Origin of the sequence: Streptomyces sp. Ru71, from assembly GCF_002920535.1 — a bacterium.
Taxonomy (GTDB): domain Bacteria; phylum Actinomycetota; class Actinomycetes; order Streptomycetales; family Streptomycetaceae; genus Streptomyces.
In genome coordinates, this window is the sequence record NZ_PQSS01000001.1 from 214,667 (window position 1) to 241,411 (window position 26,745).

The window sequence follows — 26,745 nt, forward strand, 5'->3', positions numbered from 1 at the left end:
GCTGCCTCGGTGTCGGTCAGGCACGGGTGGTGATCAGCACGGGAGAACCCAGTCCGGCGTCCATGTGCCGGCGGCGCCGTGGCCGGCCGCTGTGGCCGCGAGGTGGGCGCGCAGGGTCGCCAGCGCCGGGTGGGGGTTGTCGCGGCGCCACAGGAGCGAGTGCGGATAGACGGGGGTCGGGTCGGTCACAGGGATGCGGCGCAGGCCGTGGCCGGCGGGCCAGACGAGACGGGTCTGCGCGCCCATGAAGGTGGCGAGGGCCGGGGTGTCGGCGATGGTGTCGAGCAGCGCGTCGGAGCCGAAGTTGGGCCCGGTCGCCTCGATGGTGAGGCCGAACTCGGCGACGAGGTCGTCGTAGTAGGCGGCCCACTCGGTGCCGGGGACGACGCCGGGCATCCAGATCCGGTGGTCGGCGAGCCGGGCGAGCGGCACCGACCGGGCGCCCGCCAGCGCGTGGCCGGGGCCGGTGAGGAGCTGGAGCGGCTCGTCGAGCACCCGGACGGACTCGATGTCCTCGGGAAGGGGCCGGCCGGGCGCGGCGACGGCGCGGAAGGACGCGTCGATCTCCCCGGAGCGGAGGGCGCTGACGGCCGTCTCGATGTCGAACAGCCACACCACGTCGAGCTCGATCTCGGGGTGCGCGCGGTGGAAGCCGCGCATCAGGCCCGACGCGGCGCCGCGGGAAGCGATCACGTCCACGCGCAGCGGACGGTGACCGGGGCGCACGGAGGCGACCGCGCGCTCGGCGATGCGCAGCAGTTCACGCGCGTGGGGCAGGAACGCCTGCCCGTCGATGGTGAGCTCGGCGCCGCGCGCGGTGCGGGTGAACAGCCGCACGCCGAGGTGGCGTTCCAGCGCGGCGATGCGCTTGGAGACGGCCTGCTGGGTGACCGCCAGCTCGGCGGCGGCCTCCTGGAACTGGCCCGCGTCGGCGGCGACGACGAAGGTCCGGACGGTGTCGAAGTCCACGTCGTCAGCCTAGGGGACGACCGCTCGGCGTCCGTGGTGTGGCAGAGCCCGGAGCCGGGTTCGCCGCGGGCAGCGCGATGATCGACGCCCGCTCCCTGTCCTACGCTGGTGTGGTGGGTGTGGGGATAGAGGTGCTGATCGTGGACTGGCCGCGGGTCGAGGCGGCAGCGCCGGGGGACCGGGAAGAGCTGCTGATCGACGCCGCGTTCGGAGAGGCGTACAGCGACGACCTCTTCGAGCACGGCTGGTCCTGGTCCACCCGGCCGGATGAGGACTGGTACGGCAGATACGCCCTGCGGAACACGTTGGGCTCGTACAAGCCGCACTTCTGGGCCGGTCATCGCTGGGACCACATGCGCGACCACGTCGAGCCGACGGTGCGCGACGTCGTGGACCGGTTCGCCGACGCGTTGTTCTGGCACGGTCTGGAGGACACCACGGGGGTCGCCTCGGAGCTTCCGGAGCGGCCGTGTCCCTGGAAGGCGGACCTTCTGCTGTGGTGTCCGCCCCAGGACGTGCCGCTGATCGCCGGCTGGTGGCGGCAGGCGTCACCGCAACTGGAAGCCCTGCGCGAGCCGTTCACCCGGCACGCCGCCGAGCCAGGCGGATGGATCACGACGTTCGAGTCCTTCGCCGACTTCCTCACCGACTGGGGAGAGGTGGTCACGGAAGCGGAGCGTCGCGGCTGGGGCATCGTCGGCCTGCGCTGCTGACCGCCGCCTGCGGTCACGGTCACCTGGCCGGATAACTTGCTGCCATGGCAGACGTCTATGAACTCTCCCTCGCTCTGAACCTGCGCGGGGAGCTCTCCGAGGAAGAGCTCGCAGAGCTTCGGTGGCACCTCGGGCAGGGTCCCGAGCCGGAGACTCTTCGCATCGTGCCCGCGTTCCCGGCAGTCGTGGAGGATGACCGCGGCGAGCCCGTCATCATCGACGACCCCGTTCCTCTGCTGAGCGGACACGGCGCGGCGTGGAAAGTGGACGGAGCCCTCGTCTCTGCGCTGGTACCCCCGGAAGACGGCCGTCACGGCACATGGGCCCTGACCATACGGCAGGAAATCCACCCCGATGACTTCGACAGCACCGGTGAACTGCTCAGTTGGCTGGCCACGAAAGCGGATGACCGGCACCGAGCTGCCACCGGCGAGGTCCGCATTGGCTGGACCAGGTTCTATGAATCGGACACGTTCGAGCCGCTGATGGTGCGAGACGGTCAGGTCGTGTGGCCGTAGAGAGCCCGGCAGAGCAGATCAGCCCAGAACGATCAAGGTCTTGCGCGGCCCGGCTTCGAACGGGCCGGAACGGGCGCATAGGGGCGGGTGCGGACAAGCTCGTGGGTGAGGCCGGTGAAGGCACGGGCGGCGGCGCTTCGGTAGGCGTCGGTGCGGGTGAGCAGTGCGACGGTGCGGTCGGGCAGAGACGGATCGAGGGGGACGGGGGTGAGGTGGGGATGGTCGTGGGCGATGGCGTCGGGGAGGACGGTGGCCAGACTGGTGCGCTGAACGATTTCGGTGAGGGTCTGGATGGAGTTGGCCTCCACGAGGGTGCGGGGGCTGATGCCGTGCTGGGCGAAGTAGTCGTCGATATGGCTGCGGGTGGCGAAGTCGCCGCTGAGCAGGGCCAGTTGCATCCGCACCAGGTCTCCGACGGGCAATGCGCGGTGATCGCCGGCCGCATGGCGGGTGCTGGTGACGAGCGTGAGGGTTTCGCTGAACAGTTCGGTGGCGGTGATGCCGGGCAGGTGTGAGCCGGTGAAGGCGATGCCGAGGTCGAACTCGTCGGCCAGCAGGCCGGCTTCGATGCGGTCCTGGGTCGTCTCCCGCAGCGTCAGGGTGATGCCGGGGTGGCGGGTGTGGAACTCGGCCGCGAGCGGGCCGGTGAGGTAGGCGGTGAAGGTGGGGGTGACGGCCAGGCGCAGCCGGCCGCGGCTGAGGTCGTGCACATCGTGTACGGCGCGTTCGGCGGCGGCGAGGTCACGCAGCGCGCGGCGGGCGTGATGGACGTATGCCTCGCCGGCGTCGGTGAGGCGCACCGTGCGTTCGGTTCGGTCCAGTAGCTGCACGCCCACGATCCGCTCCAGCTGCTTGATCTGCTGGGAGAGCGTGGGCTGGGAGATGTGCAGCTCTTCGGCGGCGCGGGTGAAGGTGCCGTTCTCGGCCACGGCGAGCAGATAGCGCAGATGACGCAGTTCCAAGCCCATGGAGCAACTATAGGTGTGGGCTATAAGCCCTAGGCTTAGCAAGTCTTGGACGCTATAGCGACAGGTCATGCATGGTGGATTTCGCCGGCCCGGTGAGGGCGGGCAATCCCACGAAAGGGAGTGACCCCATGCATGATCTCGCCGAGGGCGTCGCGCGGTTCCAGCGGGACGTCTTCCCGGCCAAGGACGGCCTGTTCGCCCGCCTCGCCGGTCAGCACACCCCGCACACGCTGTTCATCGGCTGCTCGGACGCCCGCGTCGTCCCGGAGCTCATCACCGACAGCGAGCCGGGCGAGCTGTTCGTCATCCGCACAGCAGGCAACCTCGTGCCTGCCTACAGCCCGGGCCCGGACGGGGTCACGGCGAGCATCGAGTACGCCGTCGCCGTCCTGGGTGTGCGGGACATCGTGGTGTGCGGGCACTCGGCCTGCGGCGCCATGACCGCCCTCGCCCAGCGGCACGACCTGTCCGGCGCCTCGGCGACAGCGGACTGGCTGCGGCATGCCGATGCCGCCCGGGCCCGCGTCGCCTCCGCCGGCGACATCGACGCCCTCGTACGGCACAACGTGCTCGCCCAGCTGGCAAACCTGGCCACGCACCCCTCGGTGGCCCGGGCCCTGGCGGAGCGGGACCTCACCCTGCACGGCTGGATCTACGACATCCCCACCGGCCGCGTCACGGCACTCGACTCCGCCGGCCACCCTGCCGCCATGGCGGCCTGACCTCCCGGTCTTCCCCGCATCGCCCCGAGGTGTCGCGGGTTTCGGGTTCACCCCACCGCCGTCGTGCGCGCACGTGTATGCGGCATCACCAGCCGACGAAAGGAACCACTTCTCATGGTGCACGCACAGTTCGACCCCACCGCCCGCCAGGCCCTCGCCGTCAAGGCGGTCGATGCCAAGACCCGCAAGAACCTGACCTGGGAGCGGATCGCCGACGCATCCGGTCTGTCGGTGGCCTTCACCACCGCCGCCGTCCTCGGTCAGCACGCCCTGCCCGAGCAGTCGGCCAAGGCCGTCGCGGAGCTGCTGGACCTGGACGCGGACGCGGTGACGCTGCTGCAGACCATCCCCACCCGCGGCTCGATCCCCGGCGGCATCCCCACCGACCCGACGATCTACCGCTTCCACGAGATGCTCCAGGTCTACGGCACCACCCTCAAGGCCCTCGTCCACGAGCAGTTCGGTGACGGCATCATCTCCGCCATCAACTTCAAGCTCGATGTGAAGAAGGTCGCCGACCCCGAGGGCGGCGAGCGCGCGGTCATCACCCTGGACGGCAAGTACCTGCCGACCAAGCCCTTCTGAACGGACCGCTCGGAGGAGGAGCGAGTCCCTTCAAGAGGTGACCGCCGGATCACCGGTACGGCACGACGGTCGTGGTGACGCGGGTCAGGGCCGGCCGGCGGGGCACCGAGCCGAACCCGAACCGCACGGGCGGGTCGACGGGCGTCATGGTGCCGAGATCGCGGGCATCGAAGGCCGCCGACAGCCCGGTGATCGGCCACAGCCCGCCGGCGCCGTACCACTCGCGCCGCCCGGGCACCGCACTGCCGCGGGTCCGCACGCCGCGCAGCAGCAGCCGGGCGCACGGGTCCGTCAGCACCGCCCACGCCTCACTGCGGGCGATCGGGCCCGGCACGGCGGCGAGGACCAGCCCCAGTGGTCCTGGCCGACCGACTGTGAAGCGCAGCTCAAGCGGCGGCGCGGTCACCGCCCAGACCGCACTCGTCATGACCACGTCGACGGATACGACGCGCACCGTGTCGAAGAGGTAGGTGCCGCGGACGAAGTCGGCGACGCGCCGCGTGGGCGCCAGCAGGAGCCGCTCGCCGTCGGCCCGCTCGATCATCACGTCGCTGAAGGGGCCGAACGGCGAGCGCGGCCAGTGGCCCAGCACGATCCGGGTCCCCGAGGAGGTGCCCGCACCCGCGATCCAGCCGTCGAAGCGCAACCCCGCCCGCCGGCCGGTGCGGCCCTGCCTGCGACTCATCCGCATGCTCCGTCGCGGCTCACCCGCACGCTCCGACGCCGCCGTCGCGCGACCGGTCGGCAGGGGAGTGGGCCCCCTCGTCAGCGACACGGCCGGGAGGGCCCGAGCCGTACATGTCTGACCCCTTCCGAGAAGTGCACCACGGGCTCGCCGACCGGCGCCGGGAGACCGGCCGTGCTGGTCAAGGTCTCTTCGAGCGCCTCGATGGAAGCGGTCCGCAGCGGCCAGGGCTCGTGCTCGACCGGCGTCTGCCACAGCATGCCGTACTGGCGTGAGTAGCACCGCCACCGCGAGGTCAGCCACACGTCCCGTTCCGTGGGCGTGATCGGATCACCAGGACGGACGACGAGCCGGTAGGAGACCTCACCGCCCCATCTGGAGCCCTTGTACGAGATGACGTCCGCGTCCGCGGAGATGTTCAGCGATCCCTGGTGGTACGGCACGCCGACCACCCATGCCGCGAGCATCAGCGGGAAGGCCACCTCGATGGACAGGAACCACAGCCCGTCCCGGCCGTCCCGGTGCCGGACGTAGGTCCGCAGGTTGGTCTCCGCGAACGTCGGGAGCCCCGGCAGCGCGGAGGGCACGCCGGGCGGTCGGACGTCGGCCATGACGAACGGGGTCAGGCTCACCCAGGCGGCGCCGTCGTACTCGTCGACCAGCAGTTTTGGGGGCAGCAGGGCCTGCACCGCCTGCGGTGGGAACGGCCAGTGGACGAACGTCTGCCGCAGCCAGGCGGCCCGCAGTGCGGGGATCCGCACCCGCTGCTCCGCTCCATAGGCGACCACCAGCCCTGCGTTCCCCGCCCTCGACCGGCAAAACGCCGCGGCCGACCCCGGCAGCGTCCTGACGAGGACGGCTGCCCGGCCAGGCAGGCGGGGTCAGTGGGTTTCGCCGTCCGGCGCGTGATGGTGTGCCGAGGCTTCCGCGACCTGCTTGAGCGCCGAGGCGGTCGCCTGGTCACCGACCTTGGCGGGCTGCTCCTGGACGTGCTCTTCGTGGCCGTCGCGGTGGAAATGGGACGGCGCCAGCCTGTCGCCCGCGCCGGGGGGCTCCGCGGCGGCATCGGGGGAGGTCACAGGCACCGGCCCGGGCCCCTCGGCCCCGGCCGCAGTGGGCTCTGTCCCCGCCCCTGCCGCCTGACCCTCGCTGTCGGCGTCCTGGGAACCCCCGGTTCCCAGGCCCGCATCTTCCCGCGCGCTCCGTTCGGGACGCGGCTGGGTCAGCCAGGCGACGGCCGCACCGGCGAGAGCCACCGGCCACTCCACGACTCCCGCGACGCCGAGCACGCCGGCGCCGGTGTAGACGGCCAGCCGACGGCCGCGGGGTGAGATCGCTCCGATCCGGTCCAGCGCGTCATCGGTGAACCTGCTCACCTGCTCGGCTCCCGGCAGGCGGCGGAGCCCGGAGGTGACGGCCCCCAGCGGCTGGAGAAGACCCGACGGACGGGTTCCGACCTGGCTCATTTCGAACTCCTCCCGCGCGTGGACGAGCGGCGGCTTCATCTTCCCAGTGTCACACTCACCGGGTCGGGCCGAGGCGCGCGGTCTGGGGTGCGCAGCACGCGGAAACCGTCGAGGATGCTCAGTCCAGACAGAACTCGTTGCCCTCGACGTCCTGCATCACGATGCAGGACTCGTTGACTCCATCGGCAGGCAGGAGGCGCACACGCGCGGCGCCGAGCGCCACCAGTCGTGCGCATTCGGCCTCAAGCGTGGCCAGCCGCTCCTCACCCACGAGCCCGGTGCCGGCCCGCACACAAAGATGCACGCGATTCTTGACGACCTTGCCTTCGGGAACGCGCTGGAAGTACAGCCGCGGGCCCACACCCGTGGGATCCATGCATACGAACCAGGCACCCTGCTCCTCGGGCGGCAGCGAGCGCTTGAAATCGTCCCAGGTGTCGAAGCCCTCCGGAGGCGGCGGTACGACGTACCCCAACACCTCGCACCAAAAGCGCGCGACGCGCTCAGGTTCCGCGCAGTCGAAGGTGACCTGAAACTGCCTGATCGTTGCCATCGCGCCACGATAGCAGGGGCTTTCTGTCCCCCATTTCCCGCTCAGAACAGGCACGTTGGCGACACAAGGGGTGTTGCCCGCCCTTCCCTACCAGACCGCCGCCGCCGGAAAATCCGATGGGCGGTGTCGTCATGGGCGGCTACCGTCCGCAACGGAACCCAGGGGGGAGAAGCTGGTGCGCCCAGTGCTGTTGGTGGACGTGGACGGACCGTTGAACCCGTTTGCCGCGAAGCCGCAGCGTCGCCCCGAGGGCTATCAGACGCACCGCTTGCTGACCCCTCGCTGGCAGGCCGCCGAACGACGCCGGCTCACGGCGTGCGGGCTTCCGAACAAACCCGTGAAGCCGTTGCGGGTGTGGCTCAACCCGGCTCACGGTCCGGCGCTGGTCGCGCTTCCCTTCGACCTGGTGTGGGCGACCACGTGGGAGGAGGAAGCCAACGCCTTCGTCGCACCGGTCCTGGGATTGCCCCAGCTGCCCTTCATTCGCTGGCCGTCCCCGCGGCCCGCGCCCGGGGACGGTGTGTTCTGGAAGACGCCTGCGATCGTCGCCTGGGCCGGAGGCCGTGCGTTCGCCTGGGTCGACGACGAGATCACGGAGGCGGATCGCAGCTGGGTGGAGACACACCACGACGGTGCCGCCCTGCTGCACCGGGTCGACCCACGGCGCGGCCTCACCGTCAGTGACTTCGCCGCGCTGGCGGCATGGGCGAACGGCCTTGGTCACCGTACGGGGAGTCCTACCAGCGACCCCACTGTCCACCCTCCGGCGGAGCGGTTGATCGCCGGAGGCGAAGTCCGCCGGAAAAAGTTCCGGCGGTGATGTCGAGAACGGCTCCTCGGCTCCGTCCCCGGTGTGAACGCGACCAGAATGGGTCGCACGAGAACCGAGGAGATGCCCACCATGGCCAAGTACCTGCTGCTCAAGCACTACCGTGGCGCTCCGGCCGCCGTCAACGACGTGCCGATGGACCAGTGGACCCCCGAGGAGGTCTCGGCCCACATGCAGTACATGCACGACTTCGCGGCCCGGCTGGAGAAGACCGGCGAGTTCGTCGACGGGCAGGCGCTCGCCCCCGAGGGGACCTGGGTCCGCTACGACGGCGAGGGGCGTCCGCCGGTCACCGACGGGCCGTTCGCCGAGACCAAGGACCTCATCGCCGGCTGGATGGTGATCGACGTCGACAGCCACGAGCGCGCCGTCGAGCTGGCCGGGGAACTGTCGGCCGCCCCCGGGGCGGGCGGGAAGCCGATCCACGAGTGGCTTGAGGTGCGTCCGTTCCTGGCCGCGCCGCCTACCATCACCGAGTGACGACACCGATGGACGAGGCCCTGCTCCGCAGCCTCACCCCGAGTGTGCTCGCCGTTCTCGTCCGCCGCGGAGCAGACTTCGCGGCGGCCGAGGACGCCGTGCAGGAGGCGCTGGTCGAGGCGGTCCGCGTCTGGCCCGCCGAGCCGCCGCGCGATGCGAAGGGCTGGCTGGTCACCGTGGCCTGGCGCAAGTTCCTCGACGCCACCCGCGCGGACACCGCCCGCCGGCGGCGCGAGGACCTCGTGGATCAGGAACCGGCCCCCGGACCCGCGCCCTCGGGGGACGACACGCTCCAGCTCTACTTCCTGTGCGCCCACCCGTCGCTGACACCGTCGTCCGCGGTCGCGCTCACGCTCAGGGCGGTCGGCGGGCTGACCACCCGCCAGATCGCCCAGGCCTACCTGGTGCCCGAGGCGACCATGGCGCAGCGCATCAGCCGGGCCAAGCGCACGGTCTCGGGCGTGAGGTTCGACCAGCCCGGCGACGTCGCGACCGTGCTGCGCGTCCTCTACCTGGTCTTCAACGAGGGCTACGGCGGCGACGTCGACCTCTCCGCCGAGGCCATCCGGCTCACCCGGCAGCTCGCCGGTGCCATCGACCACCCCGAGGTGTCGGGGCTGCTCGCCCTCATGCTGCTGCACCACGCCCGCCGTGCCGCCCGGACCGCGCCGGACGGCAGTCTCGTGCCCCTCGCCGAGCAGGACCGAAGCCGGTGGGACACCGGGCTGATCGCGGAGGGCGTCGAGATCCTGCAGGCGGCCCTCGCCCGTGACCGGCTGGGCGAGTTCCAGGCGCAGGCCGCCATCGCGGCACTGCACGCGGACGCGCCCAGGGCCGAGGAGACCGACTGGGTGCAGATCGTCGAGTGGTACGACGAGCTCACCCGTCTGACCGACAGCCCCGTCGTCCGGCTCAACCGGGCGGTCGCCGTCGGTGAGGCCGACGGTCCGCGCGCCGGCCTGGCGGCGCTCGCGGAGCTGGACCCGGCGCTGCCCCGCCACACCGCGGTGGCGGCGTACCTGCACGAGCGGGACGGCGACCCGACGACGGCGGCGCAGCTGTACGCGGAGGCGGCCCACAAGGCAGCCAACCTCGCCGAACGCGACCACCTGACGCGCCAGGCCGCCCGGCTCAACGCCCTCCGGCGCGGCTGACACGCCTGCGGTGCACGCGGGCCTCCCAGGGAGCCAGCGTCAGTGACGTCTTCAGCGGCTCGGCATGCTCGACGTTGCCGAGGAGCAGCTCGGCGTCCTCCCAGCCGCCGGGGAGGAGGATGTGCGCGGGGTCGCCGGTGAAGTTGCCGAGGACGAGGAGTTCGGTGTCCCCGTGCCGCCGGGTGAAGGCGTAGACGCGCTCGTCGTCCTGGAGCAGCGGAGTGAAGTCGCCGTGGGCCACGGCCGGTTCGGTGTGCCGCAGCGCGATCAGACGCCGGTAGTAGTGGTAGACGGAGCCGCTGTCCGCGATGGCCGTCGCGGCGTTGATCTCCTGGTGATTGGGCTGGACGGGGATCCAGGGCTCGCCCGTGGTGAAGCCGGCGTGGGGGGAGTCGTCCCACTGCATGGGAGTGCGCGCGTTGTCCCGGCTCATGGCCCGCAGCCCGGCGAGCACGTGCTCCGGGTCCTCGCCGGCGGCGACGGCGTGGGCGTAGTGGTTGAGCGACTCGATGTCCCGGAAGTCGTCGATCGAGGTGAACGCGGCGTTGGTCATGCCGAGTTCCTCGCCCTGATAGATGTAGGGCGTGCCGCGGTGCAGGTGCAGGACGGTGGCGAGCATGGTGGCCGACCGCACCCGGTGGCGCGGGCTGTCGTCGCCGAAGCGGGAGACGATGCGGGGCTGGTCGTGGTTGTTCCAGTAGAGGCTGTTCCAGCCGGTGTCGTTGAGCCCGGCCTGCCAGCGGCCGAGGGAGGCTTTGAGGTCGCGCAGGCGCAGCGGCCGCACGTCGAACTTGCCGTTGCCGTGGTCGAGTCCGACGTGTTCGAACTGGAAGACCATGTCGACCTCCGCACGCGCGGGGTCGGTGAACAGCTTGGCCTCCTCGACCGTCACCCCGGGCATCTCGCCCACCGTCAGCAGACGGTCCCCGCGGCCGGCGAAGACCTCGCGGTGCATCTCCTGCAGGTACTCGTGGATGCGGGGGCCGCAGACGTAGAAGGGCGATCCGTCTCCGTACCGGCTGCCCTCGGGCATGTGGCCGTCCGGCAGCGCGGGGTCCTTGGAGACGAGGTTGATGACGTCCATGCGGAAGCCGTCGACGCCCCGGTCGAGCCACCAGCGCATCATGGCGTACACCGCCTGCCGGACCTCGGGGTTCTCCCAGTTGAGGTCGGGCTGTTTGCGGGAGAACAGGTGCAGGTAGTACTCGCCGCTGTGGGCGTCGTACTCCCAGGCCGGGCCGGAGAAGAACGAGCCCCAGTTGTTCGGTTCGGCGCCCGGGGCGCCGGGCTGCATGCCGGGGCGGGCGGGCCGCCACCAGTACCAGTCGCGCTTGGGGCTGTCGGGGCCGCTGCGGGACTCGACGAACCAGGGGTGCTCGTCCGAGGTGTGGTTGACGACGAGGTCCATGACCAGCTTCATGCCGCGGTCGTGGACGGCCGCCAGCAGCTCGTCGAAGTCGTCGAGGGTGCCGAAGACCGGGTCGATGTCCTGGTAGTCGCTGATGTCGTAGCCGTTGTCGTGCTGCGGCGAGGGATAGACGGGCGACAGCCACAGCACGTCGACACCGAGGCCGGCCAGGTGGTCCAGGCGGCCGGTGATGCCCGGCAGGTCGCCGATGCCGTCGCCGTTGCTGTCGGCGAAGCTGCGGGGGTAGATCTGGTAGACGACGGCCGTCGTCCACCACGGGTGTGTCTCGGTCACTTCAGGGAACCTCGCATTACTCCGGAGATCACCCAGCGCTGGGCGAAGACGTACACGATGAGAACGGGCGCCAGAGCCATCAGATACGAGGCGAAGGCCACCGTGTAGTCGGTGTTGAACTGCCCCTGGAAGATGAACTGCGCGAGCGGCAGGGTCTGCGCGGAGGGGTCGGAGAGGACGACCAGTGGGAGCAGGAAGTCGTTCCAGGCCCACAGGCAGGTGAGGATGCCGACGGTGGCGTTCATGGGGGCGAGCAGGGGGAAGATGACCCGCCAGAAGATCGTCCAGGTGCCGGCGCCGTCGGTGCGGGCGGCTTCCTCCAGCTCCTTCGGCACCGACCGCAGGAAGCCGACGTACAGGAAGATGTTGAAGGCCAGTCCATAGACGACGTACAGCAGGATCAGTCCGGCCTGGTTGTCCAGGCCCAGCACGGCGGTCTGCTTGACGACCGGGAGCATGATGATCGGGAACGGCACGAACAGGGCCGAGACGAAGTAGTAGTACAGCCCTTTGAAGAACCTGCGGTGCATGTTGCGGGCGATGGCGTACGCGACCAGGGAATTGGTCAGCAGGGTGAGCAGCACGGCGCCCACGGTGATCAGCGCGCTGTTCATCAGCGCCGAGGGGAAGTGGGTGAGTTTCCAGGCGTCGGAGAAGTTCGCCCAGCGGATCTCGTGGGGCAGGCCGAAGCCCGAGCCGCCCAGCTGGTCGGGGGTCTTCAGGGCGGTGACGACGGTGAAGTAGAGCGGAACGATCACCGTCAGGGACAGGACGGCCATCAGGGCCGTCAGCCACCAGTTGACGCGGGGCCTGCCGGGCCGGGGGCGGGCGGCGGGACGGGGGACGGTGGCAGACATCAGACGCTCCCCTCGCGGCGCTGGAGAACGCGCAGCTGGAATATCGAGATCACGACGATGCAGAGGAAGAACACCACGGCGTTGGCCGTCTGGTAGGCGTACTCGCCGCCGTTGAGACCGCCGGTGTAGATGAGGTAGGCGACGGAGGTGGTGGAGGTCCCGGGGCCGCCCTGGGTGAGGGCGGTGATGTGGTCGAAGACCTGGAGGAAGTTGCGCATGGCCAGGACCATGTTGATGGTCACGAACGGTCCGATGAGGGGCAGGGTGACGGACCGGAAGCGCTGCCAGGCACCGGCCCCGTCGAGGGTGGCGGCCTCGTACAGCTCCTCGGGGACGGTCTGCAGACCGGCCAGGTAGATGATGATGTTGAAGGCGACGGCCTGCCATACGGCGAGGATCACCACGCCCACCCAGGCCAGGTCCGGGTCGGCGAGGATGCTCGTGCTCAGGGCGCCGATGCCCAGTTTCTGTGCGATGTAGGGGAGGGAGTTGGAGAAGAAGTAGTTGAAGACATAGCCGACGACGAGGATGGCCAGCACGTTCGGTATGAAGAACACGCCGCGCAGGGTGTTGCGGAAGCGGATCCTGCCGTTGAGGCCGAGGGCGACGGCCAGCGCGATGAGGTTCGTCAGTACGGTCGCGACGACGGCGAACTGGAAGGTGAAGAGGTAGCTGTCCCAGATGCGGTTGTCCTGGAACAGGTTGAGGTAGTTGTCCAGCCCCACGTAGTGGTAGCGGCCGTAACCGGCGTAGTTGGTGAGGCTGTAGTAGATCCCCTGCAGCACCGGGAAGGTGTGGAACAGCAGGAACAGGGCGAGCGCGGGAATCACCATCAGGTAGAACGCCCCGCCCTTGGGGCGTGGCAGCAGGCGTCTGCGCCGGGTGCCGGTGCTCGCGGAGGGGGAGCGGGGCGGAGCTGTCAGCGTGGTCATCGTCTTCCTCCTTCGGTGGCTGTCACACCCGGCGCTTGAGCGCCTTGGTGTACTCGCTGTCGAGGGTCCGCAGGAACGCGGCCTGGTTGCCGTCGATGATGAACTGCTGGACGACCGCTTCCAGCATCACCGCCCGGGGGATCTGGTGGTCGACGAAGCCGGTGATCCGGTTCCGGGCCACGTACGGCATGACCGGTAGGAGTGCCGGATCGGAGGGCGCGGTGCCCTTCAGCGGTGGAATGGCGCTCTGCTCCGCGGCGTACGCGCTCACCACGTCGGGCCGCATCAGATAGTCGATGAACTCCATCGACTCCTCGGGGTGTCTGGGGTGGCGGCCCATGGTGAGTGCCACGTCCACTCCGGACACCAGACGGGTCGACCCGGGGTCGTCGCCGGCCGGGAGGGGGAACAGGCCGATGCCGAAGGCCGGCTTGTACGCCTTGACGGGGGGCAGGGCGTAGCTGCCCTGCACGTACATGGCCGCCTTGCCCTTGGCGAACGCCTCGTTCGCGGCGTTGTAGTCGCGGGAGAAGGTGTCCTTCTGGGTGTAGCGGTAGATCTCCTTGAGCTTCCGCGCGGTCTCGGGGTACTGCGCGGCAAAGCTCGTCCGGCCCGCCTTGCGGGCCTTCCAGAAGTCGGCGGGCGTGAGATTGGCGGCGAGCTGGTTGAAGGGCGGCAGTGAGGTCCAGGCGTCCTTGAGGGATCCGTAGAAGGGGGTGACGCCGGCCTTGCGGAAGGTGGCGGCCGCCGCGATGAGGTCGTTCCAGGTGCGGGGGACCGCGACCCCGTACTGGGCGAACAGCGCCTTGTTGTAGAGGACTCCGCTGGCGTTGGAGGCGAAGGGCAGCCCGTTGAGTTCGCCCTTGCCGCCGCTGCCGAGATCGCTCAGCACCTTCTTCACGCCGGGCAGGATCTGCTGAGCGGCCTTGGTACGGGAGAAGTCGTAGAACACCCCGGCGGAGGCCAGTTCGCCGAACGTGCTGTTGCCGTTGAGGGAGATGACGTCGGGGATGTCGTCCTTCACCAGCCGGGTGCGGATCGCTGTCTCCGGTGACGGGACGTGGTGCTGCTCGACCCTGATGCCGGGGTGTTCGGCCTCGAAGCCGGCGATGAGCTTGTCGAACGTTGCGACGGCCTCCGGCTTGAACTGGAAGAAGTCCAAGGTCACCGTGTGGCCGCCCGTCGACGGCAGGCCGGCGCAGGCGCTCAGCAGCACGGCGGCCAGGCCGACGGCGACAAGGCCTCTGAGTCCGGTGCGGATCATGCGTGTCTCCTGTCGGGGCGTCAGACGCGGTGTGCTTCGAGGAGGACGGCGCGCTCCGGGTACTGAGCGGGGGCCTGGATGCCGGCGGTCATCAGGACGTGCCCGGGCAGTTCCACCCGGTCGCTGTGCCACCAGGGGAGCGGGAAGCCGGTGGGGCCCTCGGGCCGGTCCCCGGGTGCGAGCGGGGACAGCCGGTAGAGCGCGTCGGGGTCGAGGCCGGGCAGCCGGACCCGGCCGGGCGGAGACTGCACGCTGGTCGCCGTCTGGACGAGGGCGTAGACCGCCCGGGACCGGTCGGGGGCGACGACCCCGTGCAGCCACAGGGCCGGGTCGTGGTGGTCGGCGTGGACGACGGTGCCCGTGTGCAGCAGCGGCCGCAGCCGCTTGTACGCCGCGACCCACTCCGCGAGGCGGGCCCGCTCCTCGGGGGAGGCGAGGGTGAGGTCCCACTCGATGCCGAAGTGCCCGAAGAGGGCTGTCGCCGCACGGAAGTCGAGGGTGTGGGCCCGGCCGGTGGTGTGGGCGACGGGGGAGGCGACATGGGAGCCGAGGAGTTCGGGCGGCAGGAGCAGGCCGGTCCAGCGCTGGATCTGCTGGCGTTCCAGGGCGTCGATGCAGTCACTGGTCCACACCCGGTCGGTGCGCTCCAGGATGCCCAGGTCGATGCGGCCGCCTCCGGAGGAGCAGGACTCGATCTCCAACTCGGGGTGCAGCGACCGCAGTTCGTCGATGAGCCGGTACACGGCTGCGGTCTGGGCGTGCACCCCGGCCGTCCCGCGCGGGCTGTGTCCCGCCTCGACCAGATCCCGGTTGTGGTCCCACTTGATGTAGCCGATGCGGTACTCGGTGACCAGGGCGTCCAGGCGCTCCAGGAGGTAGGCGTACGCCTCCGGGTGGCCGAGGTCGAGGACCTGCTGGTGCCGGGCGGCCGGCGGGGTGCGGCCGCCCGTGGCCATGATCCACTCGGGGTGGGCGCGGGCGAGGTCGGAGTCCGGGTTGACCATCTCCGGCTCGAACCAGAGGCCGAACTGCATGCCCAGCGCGTGCACATGGTCCACCAGCGGGTGCAGCCCGTCGGGCCAGACGTCCTTGTCGACGTACCAGTCGCCGAGCCCGGCGGTGTCGTCCCGGCGGCCCCGGAACCAGCCGTCGTCCAGGACGAAGCGCTCCGCGCCCACCTCGGCGGCGGCGTCGGCGAGGGCCTTGAGCTTGTCCAGGTCGTGCCGGAAATAGACGGCCTCCCAGGTGTTGAGGGTGACGGGACGCGGAGAACGAGGGTGGTGCGCGCGGTCGCGCAGGTAGCCGTGAAAGCGTGCGGCCAGCTCGTCGAGTCCGGTGCCGTGGGAGCCGTAGATCCAGGGCGAGGCGTAGGACTCGCCGGCGGCGAGCCGTACCTCGCCGGGCAGCAGGCTTTCCCCGCCGCCGAGCAGGCGCACGCCCGCCGGGGTGCGCTCGGCCAGTGAGCGATGGTTCCCGCTCCAGGCGACGTGCAGGCCCCACACCTCACCGGTGCGGAAGCCGAAACCGCTCTCGCCCGCGACGTGCACGAGCGTCGCGTCGATCCCGGTGCGGCCGCGCCAGTTCTCCCGCAGATGGGTCCCGAGGGTGAACTCGTGCCGTTGCGGCGCGCGCTCGCGCAGATGCCGGCCGGTCAGGTCGAGCAGTTCGGTGGCCTGGCCGGGAACGGGCAGGGTCAGCAGCAGGCCGTCCAGGGTGTACGGGCGCTCGCCCGTGTTGGTGAGGGTGGCCCGCTGCCGTACCAGGCCCGAGCGGGTGACCTCGATGTGCAGCGTCAGCGCGAGTTCCGCCCGGTCGTCGACGGCGTCCACGGTCAGCCGGTGCGCCACCGGGCCGTCGCCGGCCTCGGGGCGCACGGAGCGGACCCGGAAGGCGGTGGAGAAGTCCTCACCCTCGCGGTGCCCGGTGAGCCCGGGGGTGCCGAGCCAGCCGGCGGACTGCTGGGGCAGGACGCTGAGGGGCACCGGCTCGTCGAGCGAGCACGACATGACCTGCGCCGCGTCCGTGAGGGCCAGGTGGGCCAGGGCGTCGGCGGAGAGGTCGCCGAGATCCGCGCCCCAGTGCAGGACCCGGGGCAGCAGATCGCCGGTGCAGTCCAGGACCAGGCTCGTGCCGGCGGCGCGGAAGTGGAGGTGGTCGTCATGAAGACGCTCGGCCATGCGGGAATCCTTGAGGGGAGAGAGAAAGCCCCGGCACCCGTGGCAGGGGTGGGGAGGCGAGCTGTTCGACTCGTGGAAACTTTCAGCGCGGAAGCATTGCTGCGTCAACCCCTCGGAAACACTCTCTTTCTGCGGCTGTAACACCGGGGAGGAGAGGGCCATTGTTTTCGTTGTGGAAGTAACGGCGGGGTGTGTGGGATGCTGAGCCTCGCCTGCCGAGCGTCACTACCCGCGGAGGACCACCCGGTGGATGCCACCTCAGCACCGTCGACCCTGATGACCGGCCCCAGCCGCGCCGTCGCCCTGGAAGTGCTGTTGCGCGGGCCGGTCTCCCGCAGCGAGATAGCCCGCCGCCTGGACCTGTCGGCCGGAAGCCTCACCCGGCTGGCCAAGCCGCTGGTCGACCACGGTCTGCTCGTGGAGGTGGACGCCGGCGGCGATCCCGAGTCCGGGACCGTGCGCCGGACCCGGCCCCTGGACATCAACCCCGCCGCCCACCATTTCATCGGCGCCAAGGTGACCGGCGACGACGTCCACGCCGTCCTCACGACGATGCGCGCCGGCGTCGTCGCCTCCGCGCACACGCCGCTGCCCGGCCGGGACCCTGCCTCGGTCGTGGCCGCCGTGCGCGAGCTGACCGGACAGCTCACCGCCGAGCATCCGACGATCAGCAGGGTCGGCGTCAGCCTCGGTGGACGCGTCATGGACCACACGACCGTCACGGAAGCGCCCTTCCTCGGCTGGTCCCAGGACGTCCCCCTCGGCAGCCTCCTCGCCGACGCGCTCGGCACTCCCGTCACGGTCGACAACGACCTGCTGGCGCTCACCCGGGCCGAGCACTGGTTCGGCGCCGCCCGAGGCCACGACCGCTTCGCCGTCATCACCATCGGCGCCGGTGTGGGCTACGGCCTGGTCATGCACGACACCATCGTCGACACCCCGGACGTCGGCGTCGGACTGCTCGGGCACTGCCCCCTGGACCCGATGGGCCCGCTCTGCCCCAGCGGACACCGGGGCTGCGCCACGGCCATGCTCTCCGAGCACTCCATCCGCGCCGCCGTCTCCGTCGGACTGTGCCGCCCGGTGACCTACGACGAGTGCCTGGACCTGGCCGCCGACGGTGACCCGGTCGCCACAGCCGTCGTCACCGCCTCCGGACGCGCCCTCGGCCGCCTCCTGGCCGCGGTCGCCAACTTCACGCTCGTGCAGAAGATCGTGCTCACCGGGGAGGGCGTACGCCTGGCCGAAGTGGCCCGTTCCGCCGTGGACGAGGGCATCCACGCCGACCGCGCCCAAAGGGCCGTCCCGCTCGACGTGGACGTCCAGCACAGCGACTTCACCCACTGGGCCCGCGGCGCGGCCGCCACCGCCATCCAGACCTACGTCCTGGGCGACGCTCCGGCCTCGGGCTGACGACCGATGAGAGGAGCCGACGTATGGCACTGGTCCTGGTGACCGGGGCGTCGACGGGACTGGGTCTGGCGACCGTGACCGCGCTCGCCGACGCGGGGCACGACGTCGTCCTGCACGCCCGCCACGCCCGCCACGCCGGCCGCGTCGAGGACCGAGGCGTGCTCGACCGGATGCGCGAGGTCGTCTACGGCGATCTGTCGCGCCTGGACGAGACGCTTCGCGTGGCGGAGCGGGCCGACGCGATCGGGCGCTTCGACGCGGTCGTCCACAACGCGGGCGTGCTGCACGGCCCGGACGTGCTCGCCGTCAACGTGGTCGCACCCTACGTCCTCATGGCGGCGATGACACCGCCGAGGCGCTCGATCTGCCTGAGCAGTTCCATGCACCTGTCGGGATCGACGCGGCTGGACCCCGAAGCCCTCGTCGGCCGCCGCGGCACGTACTCGGACAGCAAGCTCTACGTCACGGCCCTGGCGATGGCCCTCGCCGCTCGGTACCCGGATCAGATGGCGCACGCCGTCGATCCCGGCTGGGTGCCGACCCGCATGGGAGGGCCTTCCGCGCCGGACGATCTCGACGAGGGACACCGCACCCAGGAGTGGCTGGCGACCGCCGAGGAGGAGGAGATCACCCCGCGCTCCGGAGGCTACTGGCATCACCGCCGTACCCGCCGGCCTCACCGGGCCGCACTCGATGCCCGGTTCCAGGACGCGCTCATCGGCATGCTCGAAGGACACACCGGTCTCACTCTTCCGTCCTGACCCCCGCACCGCCACCAGCCTCCTCGCGGGCCTGGCCCGGCAACGGGACGGCAGGGCAGCGTGGGGTGTCACGTGGACGGCCGGCGACGGGCCCGGCCGGGCGGAAGAGCGGCGCGGACCGTCGTGATGACGGCCGTGACCGCCATCAGGAACAGCAGGATGCGGAACGCGTAGCCGAGGGCGTTCGCGTGCAGCAGGCTGTTCAGGGCCACGAGGGCGAAGCCGAGCCCGCCCGCGATGACGGGCATGCGGCCGACCGGGTTCCGCACCAGGACCAGGACCGCGCCGATGGCGAGCACCGCCGTGAGGAGCAGGAAGAGCACCGTCTGGAGCACCCCCGAGGCGTAGGTCGCCATGCCCGCGTCGACGGCCTGGCCGGCGGAGAATGGGACGCCGGCCGCCGCGAACAGGGTCAGCAGGGCCGGTGCGACGGTCCCGGCCCTGACGACCGGCTCCGGGACCGCCTGCGGGCCGCGGCACCACCGGGCCGTGGACGGGCGGAGGGCCGCGACCACCGCCGTCACCGCGGCGACGGCCGTCAGAGGGCCGACGACATGGGCGATCATGACGACGGTCTGCGGCCCGTCCGCGACCTCGTACTGCAGGGCGGCGCTCAGCCCGTGCAGCGCGGTCGCGACGCCCGCCACCGCGATCGTCCGACGACCGGGCAGCCTGCGGCGCAACAGCAGCCCCACCCCCAAGCCGAGCGCCGCCGACTCGGCCAGGCCCAGCAACAGGTTTCCGACGAGCAGCCCGATGGGTGCACCAGGGTCTGTCAGATAGGTGACGCTCAGGGAGATCATGTACACCAGCGGCGGCAGGCAGGTCAGCGCCGCCGCCATGGCGACGGTCGCGGACCGGCGCGCGTCGAGGCCGGTCTCGCCCGGCCCGTGGCTCGTGACGGGGAGGGTCGGCGGGGCGACGTCGATCCGCTCGGTCGACGCGGTCGTGGCGGCGGTCGGCTCAGGGCGACCCTGGTCGAGCTGACGGGTCGTCATCTCCGGGCGGTCCGACTGCCCGGTCGTCGGCTCCGGGCGGTCCAGCCGTCGCAGGGCCGCCGCGACCTGCGCCGCGCTGTCGTGCCGGCTGCCGGGGTCCTTCTCCAGCAGTCGCAGGACCAGCGCGTCCCAGTCGGCCGACAGGCCCGGCGCGAGGGAACCGGGCGCGGGCGGGGTGTCGGTGAGGTGGGCGCTGAGATAGCCCAGGGTGTCGGGCGCCTCGAAGGGCAGTCGGCCGGTGAGGAGTTCGAAGAGCACGCAGCCCAAGGCGTACAGGTCGCTGCGGGGTTCGGGGCGGCCGCGTGCCTGCTCGGGGGCCATGTAGGGCGGGGTGCCGACGATGAAGCCGGTCTGCGTCAGCCGGTCCGTGGTGGCGTACGGGTCGGCCGCCCGCGCGATGCCGAAGTCCAGCACCTTCACGTCGCCGGAGCCGGTCACCATGATGTTCGAGGGCTTGACGTCCCGGTGCATGACCCCGGCCGCGTGTGCCTCGGCCAGTGCGTCGGCGACCTGTGAGCCCCAACGCGCCGCGTCCCCCGGGGTGATGCCGCCGCGGCGCAGCAGGGCGTCGAGGCCTTGGCCGCGCAGCCGTTCCATGACGAGGAAGGGCGTCGCCCGTCCTTCCACGTTCGCCTCGCCGACGTCGTGCAGGGTCACGATGCGGGGGTGCTGGAGCCGGGCGGTGAGCCGTGCCTCGCGCAGGAAGCGGGCCCGGGCGTCGGTGGCGTGGCTGCCACCGCCGGAGAGCAACGAGATGAGCTTCACCGCGACGTGCCGGTCCAGCCGCTCGTCCCGGGCCTCCCACACCTGGCCCATACCGCCTTCGCCGAGCGGCTCCACGAGCCGGTAACGGCCTCCCAGTAGCTGGTCCCGCACCGCCGGGCCTCCTCGTTCCGCCCCCGCCGGGATCGCCCCGGCCCCCCACGCCCTCCCGGATCATGCCGCGCCTGCGCACCTCGTACAGGCGATCTGCAGAAACTCCACAAACCGCGGCCGCCCGCGTCGCGCCCCGGGACCGCTGCTGACACTCCGCCAACCCGCCCCGACGGCTGTCGCTGAGCCGGGTCCGACCACCGAAGGGGGGTACCGCACGCCTTCGATAGACCGTTCGATACCGTGTCGCCTTCTTACGCACGATCACGCGGGCAATCTCCCCTGTCCGCTTCCCCATGGAGCGACATGAAGCGACCTATATGGTCCACCTTTGTCATGGCCTTGATAGCCGTGACCTTCGGTGCCATACCGGCCCACGCCGCACCGGTGCCGACCGAATCGGCACCCCCGGCGACAGCCGACCCCGTCGACCCGGCCCTCGGCCACAAGGTGGCCGACGGCGGCACGGTCCGGGTCAACGTCCTCACCAGGAGCCGTTCCGACCTGCCCGCCGCCGCTCGCGCCGGCAAGACGGGCAAGGCTCTGCAGACCCTGTCCACCCTGCCCGTGACCACGCTCCGCGTGGACAAGGCCGGTCTGCAGAAGCTGGCCGCTCAGCCCGGTGTCGTGAGCGTCACCGAGGACGAGGCCGCGTCCCCCGGCCTGGATTCGACCATTCCGGTCGTCGGCGCGGACAAGACCGTCGCCGCGGGCAAGAACGGCGCCGGCACCGCGGTGGCCGTCATCGACACCGGCGTCGCCGTCCACCACCCCTTCCTCGGGGGCCGGGTGATCGCCGAGGCGTGCTTCTCGACCAACGACTCCGCCGCCGGTGACACCAGCCTGTGCCCCAACGGCACCGAGCAGCAGGAGGGATCGGGCTCGGCGGACGTGGAGACCGGCCCCTGCGCGGGGACGCACCTGTGCGATCACGGCACCCATGTCGCCGGCATCGCCGCCGGCAACGGGCAGGGCCTGACCGGAGCCCCCAAGACCGGTGTCGCCCCCGGCGCCGACATCATCGCCATCCAGGTGTTCCACAAGAACAGCACCGAAGGCGTCTGCGGCGTCGGCAAGGCGCCGTGCGTGAAGGCGTACGAGAGCGACCAGCTGGCGGGCCTGGAGAAGGTCCTGCAGCTGCGCCAGTCCGGCCTGCCGATCGCATCGGCCAACATGAGCCTGGGCACGGGCACCGGCTACTACCAGTACTGCGACACGGACATCCGCAAGCCGGTCATCGACAGCCTGCGCGCCGCCGGTGTCGCCACGGTCGTCGCCGCCATGAACAACGCCTACACCGCCGCGGTGGGCGCTCCCGCGTGCATCTCCTCGGCCGTCGCGGTGGGCAGCACCACCGACGACGACCAGCTGTCCTCCTTCACCAACCGGGGCCCGCTGCTGGACCTCTTCGCCCCGGGCAGTGACGTCGTCTCCTCGATCCCGGGCAACGCCTACGTCTCCTACAACGGCACCTCCATGGCGACTCCGCACGTGGCGGGCGCCTTCGCCGTGCTCCGGCAGGCGTACCCCCGGGCGAGCGTCGACGAGTTGGAGTCGCTCCTGAAGGCGACCGGAAAGCCCATCGCCAACGGCAACGGCACCACTCCGCGCATCCGGCTCGACCGGGCGGTGAAGCCGCAGATCACGGACTTCAACGGCGACGGCGTGGAGGACACGGCCGTCGGGGACCCGAAGGCGACCGTCGGCGGCGACGCCAAGGCCGGCGTGGTCCGCGTGGTGTACGGCGGCGGCAAGGGCACCGCCGAGATCAACCAGGATGTCCGCGTCGTGTCGGAAGGCGCCGAGCCGAACGACTCGTTCGGCGAGAACCTCGCCACCGTCGACTACGACGACGACGGCTACACCGACCTCGTGGTGGGTGTCCCGTCCGAGGACGTCGGCACGGTCACGGACGCCGGATCGGTCCAGGTCTTCTACGGCGCCGCGGGCGGCCTGTCCACGGGCAAGGCGCCCCTCAACCTCGTCCAGGGCAGCGGCGAGGGCTCGATCCTCTCCTCGGCCCCCGAGGCCGGCGACCGCTTCGGTGCCGCCGTCGCCGCCGGTCGCACCACCGGCGGTGAGCCGTACCTGGTGATCGGCGTGCCCGGCGAGGACCTGGGCACGGTCACCGACGCCGGCAGCGCCCACTATCTGCGGGGCAGCATCAACGTCGCCCTCCACCAGGACAAGCCGGGCGTGGACGGTACCGCCGAGGCCGGCGACAAGTTCGGCTCGGCCGTCGCGGCCTCCGCGAACCACATCGTCATCGGCTCGCCCGGCGAGGCGATCGGCACCCTGGCCAACGCGGGCGGCGTGCAGATCTTCAAGCACGACCTGAGCGCCGACGGCATCCCCACCCCGCTCCAGGGCATCAGCCAGGACGACGACTTCGTCTCCGGCGCGTCCGAGGCGGGCGACCAGTTCGGCGCGTCCGTGGCGGCCGTCGCCTACGCCCCCTCCGCCACGTCCGCCGCGACCGACACCGTCTTCGCGGTGGGCTCCCCCGGTGAGGCCCTGACAGTCGGCACCAGCAGCGTCAGCCAGGCCGGCGCCGTCCAGTCCTTCCGTGTCACCGGCGCCGGTGCCGTCACCCAGGCCGCCAATTTCAACGCCGAGGTCGCCAACGTCCAGGGCTCGGCCGAGACCGGCGACAAGTTCGGCCAGAAGGTCGCGCTCGCCAACCTGGCCCCGCACGATCCGGCCAGCGCGAGCACCCTCGTCCTCGCGGTCGGCATCCCCGGTGAGGACGTCGGCACCACCGCGGACGCGGGCGCGGTGCAGACCTTCTACCCGTTCGGCGCTCCCGGTGACACCGACTTCTGGCTGGAGGCCGGCAACGCCTCCGGTCTGGCCGGCACCCCGACGGCCGGCCACGCCATCGGCAACTACCTCGGAGTGACGGCCTCGCGGCTCTACGTCGGTGTGCCCAACAGCGCGCCCTACGGCATCGCCCAGGCCGTGCCGTGGAGCAACGCCACCGGCGGACGTACCGGCGCGACCGGCACGGTGACCGTGTACCAGCCGGGCCAGAACGGCCTCCCGGCCGCGGGCGGCGGTTTCGGCTCGTCGATCGGCTGACCGCGACGGCGACCCGGACCTGACCGGACGCACCTGTGAGTGAGGCCCCGGAGGATCCCCCTCCGGGGCCTCACCCGTTCCGGTCACGGCGGTGTCGCATCAGACGTTGTACGTGATCGTCCGCACGGTCGGCGCGGTGGCGGGGTCCACGGTGTCGGCCTCGGCGGCGGTCGCGGAGCCGGCGAGCAGCGCGAGAACGGCGGCGAGCCGCGCGACCCGGCGCAGGGTGCTTCTTCGAGGGCGTCTCACGTCCGCCCCTCCATTCAGAGAAGATCGGGTCAGCGTAACGATCTTCGAGAACGGGTCGGCTTGCGCTGGAGTGCACTCCAGGTCGTAGCGTCGCAGACACCGCGACGCGCGAGGCCCGATTCGCCCGGTGTCTCCCACGGGATGCCGGGCGCCGCAATCCGTTGCTAGATGGATGAGGGCCTTGTGCCGTCCGAACGATGAACGAGTTGTGCACGAAAGGCTGGGACACGTCATGCGCAAGCGCAGTCTGCGGGACCTTGAGGTATCGGCGATCGGCCTGGGGTGCATGGGAATGTCCGCCTTCTATGGATCAGCCGATCGGGAGGAGGGGATCGCGACCATCCGGCGCGCTCTGGATCTCGGCGTGAACTTCCTCGACACCGCGCAGATGTACGGGCCGCTCACCAACGAGTCCCTCGTCGGCGAGGCGATCCGGGGACATCGCGACGCCTACGTGATCGCGACGAAGTTCAACTACCGGATGGACGACGCCGTGCCCGGGGACATCAGCACGGTCGGTCCGCAGGACGGCTCGGCCGAGCACGTCCGCAGCTCGGTCCACGGTTCGCTGCAGCGTCTGGGGACCGATCACATCGACCTGTACTACCAGCACCGGGTCGACCCGAAGGTCCCCATCGAGGAGACGGTCGGCGCGCTGGGCGAGCTGGTCGCCGAGGGCAAGGTGCGGTACATCGGCCTGAGCGAGGCGAGCGCGCAGACCATCCGCCGCGCCCACGCCGTGCATCCGGTCACCGCGGTGCAGAGCGAGTACTCCCTGTGGTCACGCGACGTGGAGGCCGACGTGCTGCCCGCCTGCCGGGAACTGGGCATCGGCTTCGTGCCGTACTCGCCGCTCGGCCGCGGTTTCCTCGCCGGGCGGTTCAGCTCGCCCGAGGAACTGGACGCCGACGACTGGCGCCGCCAGAACCCGCGCTTCCAGGACGCCAACCTGGAGGCGAACCTGCGGCTGGCGGCGAAGGTGAAGGAGATCGCCGCCGAGAAGGACGTGACCCCGGCCCAGCTGGCCATCGCCTGGGTGCTGGCCCAGGGCGAGGACCTGGTACCGATCCCGGGCACCAAGCGCCGCACCTACCTGGAACAGAACGCCGCCGCGGTCGACATCACGCTGACCGACGACGACCTGGCCCGCATCGACGCCGAGCTGCCGGAGGCGGCGGGGGAGCGGTACGACGAGGCAGGCATGCGCTCGGTCAACCGCTAGCCGGGCCGCCGGCGTCACCGTCGTCCGATCGTCGAGGTCAGTCCTTTCGCCCGGTCGCGGCGACGGTGACACCGAGGCCGATCATGGCGAGCCCACCGACCCCGCCGACCAGCGAGAGCCGCCGCGGCGAGCGGGCGAACCAGTCGCGCGCGGTGGCCGCGGCCAGGCCCCAGACGGTGTCGGAGGCGAGGGCGATGGCGTTGAAGACGAGACCGAGCAGGAGCATCTGCACGGCGACATGCCCCTGCTCGCGGTCCACGAACTGCGGCAGCACCGCCGCGAAGAACACGATGGTCTTGGGGTTGGTCACACCGACCGCGAACCCTTCCAGGAAGGTTCGCAGACCGCCGTGCGCCACGCCCTCCCCGGCGAACGAGGCCCGCAGCGAACCACGTTCACGCCACGCCTTGACGCCGAGGTACACCAGGTAGGCGGCCCCCGCCAGCTTGAGCGAGGTGAACACGAGTACCGAACGTTCCACGACGGACCCGATACCGAAGGCCACAGCCACGATCAGCAGGTAGGCGCCGAGCGTGTTGCCCACGACGGTGGTCAGCGCGGCTCGCCGCCCCTGCGCCAGCGCCCGCCCGACCACGAACAGCACGCTGGGGCCGGGGATCACGATCAGCAGGAACGACATGGCCGCGAAGGCGAGCAAACGGTCGGTGGACACCATGTGACTCATGCAAGCACGGGAAGGTCCGGCCCCTCCAGCCGTTTCTCGACCGGCCGGCCTCTGCACCAGTGGGGGCGCGGGGCCTCGGGGGCGCCAGGCCGCCCCCCCCGGGCGGGTCGGTGCCGTCAGCGATGCCGATCCGGGCGCAAGGAGACGTAGAGGCGAGTGCCCTGCGGTCGGTAACCGACGCGCTCGTAGACGCGGCGGGATCCTTCTCCGGAGTACTCCAGCCACACTGATCCGGCCCCCTGGGCGAACATCGCCTCGGTGAGCGTGGCGGTTACCGCGGCGGCGATGCCGCGGCCACGGTAGGCGGGGCGGGTGCCGACGCCGGACAGCTCTGCGGTGCCCTCGGCCGACGGGGAGCAGGACGCCCCGCCGACGATGCCGGCCCGCGGGTCGCGGACGAAGCGCACCGCTCCGCCGCTCTGCTGGGTGCGGCGCAGCCGGGCCGCACCCTGTGCGGAGGGTGCGAAGACGCCACCGAACGCCTCGGCGAGTGCGGCATCGAGCTCGGTGAACTCTTCGTCGGTGGTCGGGCACCGTACGTGCGGGGAGTGCGCGGACGAGGGGAGGGCCAGGGTCTGGGGTGTGCAGACGAGGTATTCGTGCACCGCCTCGATGCCGAAACCGGCCGCCCGCAGGGCCGGTGCCACGGCAGGGGCCGCTTGCGGTGCGAACTCCAGCCGGGGCAGCAGACCCCGCTCCCGGAAGACCCCGATCAGCGCCCTGACGTCCCGCTCCGTCGGCTTGGCAGCGGGCAGCGGGGTCGCGTAGTTGAGGTAGGGGCTGTCGGTATCAGGGGTGAAGCCCGCGACGAAGCCACCGGTCTCGATGACCACGGGACGGCGGCGGAGGTTGGCGACGGCAAAGCTCTGGACCTGGATGTCCATGACGGGTG

25 protein-coding genes and 1 pseudogene are annotated in these 26,745 nt (G+C 71.1%); 11 read left to right on the top strand and 15 right to left on the bottom strand.

Annotated features, from left to right (window positions below):
* Window positions 1-33: 33 nt before the first annotated feature.
* Window positions 34-969, bottom strand: a complete 936-nt coding sequence (locus C3489_RS00990) for a LysR family transcriptional regulator (RefSeq protein WP_103778750.1) — start codon at window positions 967-969, stop codon at window positions 34-36.
* A gap of 38 nt (window positions 970-1,007) precedes the next feature.
* Here C3489_RS00990 and C3489_RS00995 point away from each other — a divergent pair, with 38 nt between their 5' ends.
* Window positions 1,008-1,682, top strand: coding sequence for a hypothetical protein (locus tag C3489_RS00995; protein ID WP_146075256.1), 675 nt, complete (start codon window positions 1,008-1,010; stop codon window positions 1,680-1,682).
* A gap of 44 nt (window positions 1,683-1,726) precedes the next feature.
* Window positions 1,727-2,200, top strand: a complete 474-nt coding sequence (locus tag C3489_RS01000; RefSeq protein ID WP_103778754.1) for a hypothetical protein — start codon at window positions 1,727-1,729, stop codon at window positions 2,198-2,200.
* Window positions 2,201-2,232: 32 nt separating this feature from the next.
* On the opposite strand, the gene cynR is transcribed toward C3489_RS01000, so the two are convergent.
* The gene (cynR, locus tag C3489_RS01005; protein ID WP_103778756.1) at window positions 2,233-3,168 is read right to left on the bottom strand and encodes a transcriptional regulator CynR; all 936 of its coding nucleotides are present in this window, start codon (window positions 3,166-3,168) and stop codon (window positions 2,233-2,235) included.
* Between the two features lie 128 nt (window positions 3,169-3,296).
* Here cynR and C3489_RS01010 point away from each other — a divergent pair, with 128 nt between their 5' ends.
* Both C3489_RS01010 and cynS read left to right on the top strand, forming a co-directional pair.
* Window positions 3,297-3,890 carry a carbonic anhydrase gene (locus C3489_RS01010; protein ID WP_103778758.1) on the top strand — a complete coding sequence of 198 codons (594 nt, stop codon included), beginning with the start codon at window positions 3,297-3,299 and terminating at the stop codon, window positions 3,888-3,890.
* Window positions 3,891-4,004: 114 nt separating this feature from the next.
* Window positions 4,005-4,475, top strand: a complete 471-nt coding sequence (gene cynS, locus C3489_RS01015) for a cyanase (protein WP_103778760.1) — start codon at window positions 4,005-4,007, stop codon at window positions 4,473-4,475.
* Window positions 4,476-4,524: 49 nt separating this feature from the next.
* Here the strand turns inward: cynS and C3489_RS01020 are convergent, their stop codons facing one another.
* The 4 genes from C3489_RS01020 to C3489_RS01035 all read right to left on the bottom strand — a co-directional run bounded on the left by C3489_RS01020 (window position 4,525) and on the right by C3489_RS01035 (window position 7,179).
* On the bottom strand, window positions 4,525-5,160 hold the full coding sequence (locus tag C3489_RS01020; protein ID WP_103778762.1) for a hypothetical protein: 636 nt from the start codon (window positions 5,158-5,160) through the stop codon (window positions 4,525-4,527).
* An 80-nt stretch (window positions 5,161-5,240) separates the two neighbouring features.
* Window positions 5,241-5,948, bottom strand: coding sequence for a YqjF family protein (locus tag C3489_RS01025; RefSeq protein ID WP_103778764.1), 708 nt, complete (start codon window positions 5,946-5,948; stop codon window positions 5,241-5,243).
* A 93-nt stretch (window positions 5,949-6,041) separates the two neighbouring features.
* On the bottom strand, window positions 6,042-6,665 hold the full coding sequence (locus tag C3489_RS01030; protein WP_103778766.1) for a hypothetical protein: 624 nt from the start codon (window positions 6,663-6,665) through the stop codon (window positions 6,042-6,044).
* Window positions 6,666-6,744: 79 nt separating this feature from the next.
* On the bottom strand, window positions 6,745-7,179 hold the full coding sequence (locus tag C3489_RS01035) for a VOC family protein (protein WP_103778768.1): 435 nt from the start codon (window positions 7,177-7,179) through the stop codon (window positions 6,745-6,747).
* 172 nt (window positions 7,180-7,351) lie between these two features.
* Between C3489_RS01035 and C3489_RS01040 the strand changes: the two are divergent.
* The 3 genes and pseudogenes from C3489_RS01040 to C3489_RS01050 form a co-directional block, all read left to right on the top strand.
* Window positions 7,352-7,897 (top strand): annotated as a pseudogene (locus tag C3489_RS01040) (hypothetical protein); the annotation flags it as partial.
* A 183-nt stretch (window positions 7,898-8,080) separates the two neighbouring features.
* A complete protein-coding gene (locus C3489_RS01045; RefSeq protein WP_103778770.1) occupies window positions 8,081-8,488 on the top strand; it encodes a YciI family protein in 408 nt (135 codons plus the stop codon).
* An 8-nt stretch (window positions 8,489-8,496) separates the two neighbouring features.
* Entirely contained in the window at window positions 8,497-9,642 is a 1,146-nt protein-coding gene (locus tag C3489_RS01050) for an RNA polymerase sigma factor (RefSeq protein WP_103778772.1), read from the top strand.
* Here C3489_RS01050 and C3489_RS01055 read toward each other — a convergent pair.
* The 5 genes from C3489_RS01055 to C3489_RS01075 are packed head-to-tail and all read right to left on the bottom strand — an operon-like array spanning window position 9,620 to window position 16,574.
* On the bottom strand, window positions 9,620-11,344 hold the full coding sequence (locus tag C3489_RS01055; protein WP_103778774.1) for an alpha-glucosidase: 1,725 nt from the start codon (window positions 11,342-11,344) through the stop codon (window positions 9,620-9,622). The two genes, C3489_RS01050 and C3489_RS01055, sit on opposite strands and share 23 nt — an antisense overlap.
* On the bottom strand, window positions 11,341-12,201 hold the full coding sequence (locus tag C3489_RS01060) for a carbohydrate ABC transporter permease (protein WP_103778776.1): 861 nt from the start codon (window positions 12,199-12,201) through the stop codon (window positions 11,341-11,343). Before C3489_RS01060 ends, C3489_RS01055 begins: the two co-directional genes overlap by 4 nt.
* The gene (locus C3489_RS01065) at window positions 12,201-13,133 is read right to left on the bottom strand and encodes a carbohydrate ABC transporter permease (protein WP_103778778.1); all 933 of its coding nucleotides are present in this window, start codon (window positions 13,131-13,133) and stop codon (window positions 12,201-12,203) included. Before C3489_RS01065 ends, C3489_RS01060 begins: the two co-directional genes overlap by 1 nt.
* A 22-nt stretch (window positions 13,134-13,155) precedes the next feature.
* A complete protein-coding gene (locus tag C3489_RS01070; protein ID WP_103778780.1) occupies window positions 13,156-14,397 on the bottom strand; it encodes an ABC transporter substrate-binding protein in 1,242 nt (413 codons plus the stop codon).
* A 20-nt stretch (window positions 14,398-14,417) separates the two neighbouring features.
* Entirely contained in the window at window positions 14,418-16,574 is a 2,157-nt protein-coding gene (locus C3489_RS01075) for an alpha-galactosidase (RefSeq protein WP_103778782.1), read from the bottom strand.
* Between the two features lie 276 nt (window positions 16,575-16,850).
* Between C3489_RS01075 and C3489_RS01080 the strand changes: the two genes are divergently transcribed.
* Both C3489_RS01080 and C3489_RS01085 read left to right on the top strand, forming a co-directional pair.
* Entirely contained in the window at window positions 16,851-17,987 is a 1,137-nt protein-coding gene (locus C3489_RS01080; RefSeq protein ID WP_219821915.1) for an ROK family transcriptional regulator, read from the top strand.
* Window positions 17,988-18,010: 23 nt separating this feature from the next.
* Window positions 18,011-18,748, top strand: a complete 738-nt coding sequence (locus C3489_RS01085; protein WP_103778786.1) for an SDR family NAD(P)-dependent oxidoreductase — start codon at window positions 18,011-18,013, stop codon at window positions 18,746-18,748.
* 68 nt (window positions 18,749-18,816) lie between these two features.
* Here the strand turns inward: C3489_RS01085 and C3489_RS01095 are convergent, their stop codons facing one another.
* On the bottom strand, window positions 18,817-20,622 hold the full coding sequence (locus C3489_RS01095) for a serine/threonine-protein kinase (protein ID WP_258054515.1): 1,806 nt from the start codon (window positions 20,620-20,622) through the stop codon (window positions 18,817-18,819).
* A gap of 333 nt (window positions 20,623-20,955) precedes the next feature.
* Here C3489_RS01095 and C3489_RS38185 point away from each other — a divergent pair, with 333 nt between their 5' ends.
* Window positions 20,956-23,697: a S8 family serine peptidase gene (locus C3489_RS38185; protein WP_258054516.1), complete on the top strand. Its 2,742-nt coding sequence runs from the start codon at window positions 20,956-20,958 to the stop codon at window positions 23,695-23,697.
* Window positions 23,698-23,796: 99 nt separating this feature from the next.
* Here the strand turns inward: C3489_RS38185 and C3489_RS38520 are convergent, their stop codons facing one another.
* Window positions 23,797-23,946 carry a hypothetical protein gene (locus C3489_RS38520; protein WP_181139444.1) on the bottom strand — a complete coding sequence of 50 codons (150 nt, stop codon included), beginning with the start codon at window positions 23,944-23,946 and terminating at the stop codon, window positions 23,797-23,799.
* A gap of 232 nt (window positions 23,947-24,178) precedes the next feature.
* Between C3489_RS38520 and C3489_RS01105 the strand changes: the two genes are divergently transcribed.
* The gene (locus C3489_RS01105) at window positions 24,179-25,168 is read left to right on the top strand and encodes an aldo/keto reductase (protein WP_103778790.1); all 990 of its coding nucleotides are present in this window, start codon (window positions 24,179-24,181) and stop codon (window positions 25,166-25,168) included.
* Between the two features lie 37 nt (window positions 25,169-25,205).
* Here C3489_RS01105 and C3489_RS01110 read toward each other — a convergent pair whose 3' ends face one another.
* Together C3489_RS01110 and C3489_RS01115 are read right to left on the bottom strand one after the other, a co-directional pair.
* Entirely contained in the window at window positions 25,206-25,844 is a 639-nt protein-coding gene (locus tag C3489_RS01110; RefSeq protein ID WP_103778792.1) for a LysE family translocator, read from the bottom strand.
* Between the two features lie 125 nt (window positions 25,845-25,969).
* Window positions 25,970-26,737, bottom strand: a complete 768-nt coding sequence (locus tag C3489_RS01115; RefSeq protein WP_103778794.1) for a GNAT family N-acetyltransferase — start codon at window positions 26,735-26,737, stop codon at window positions 25,970-25,972.
* Window positions 26,738-26,745 lie beyond the last annotated feature (8 nt).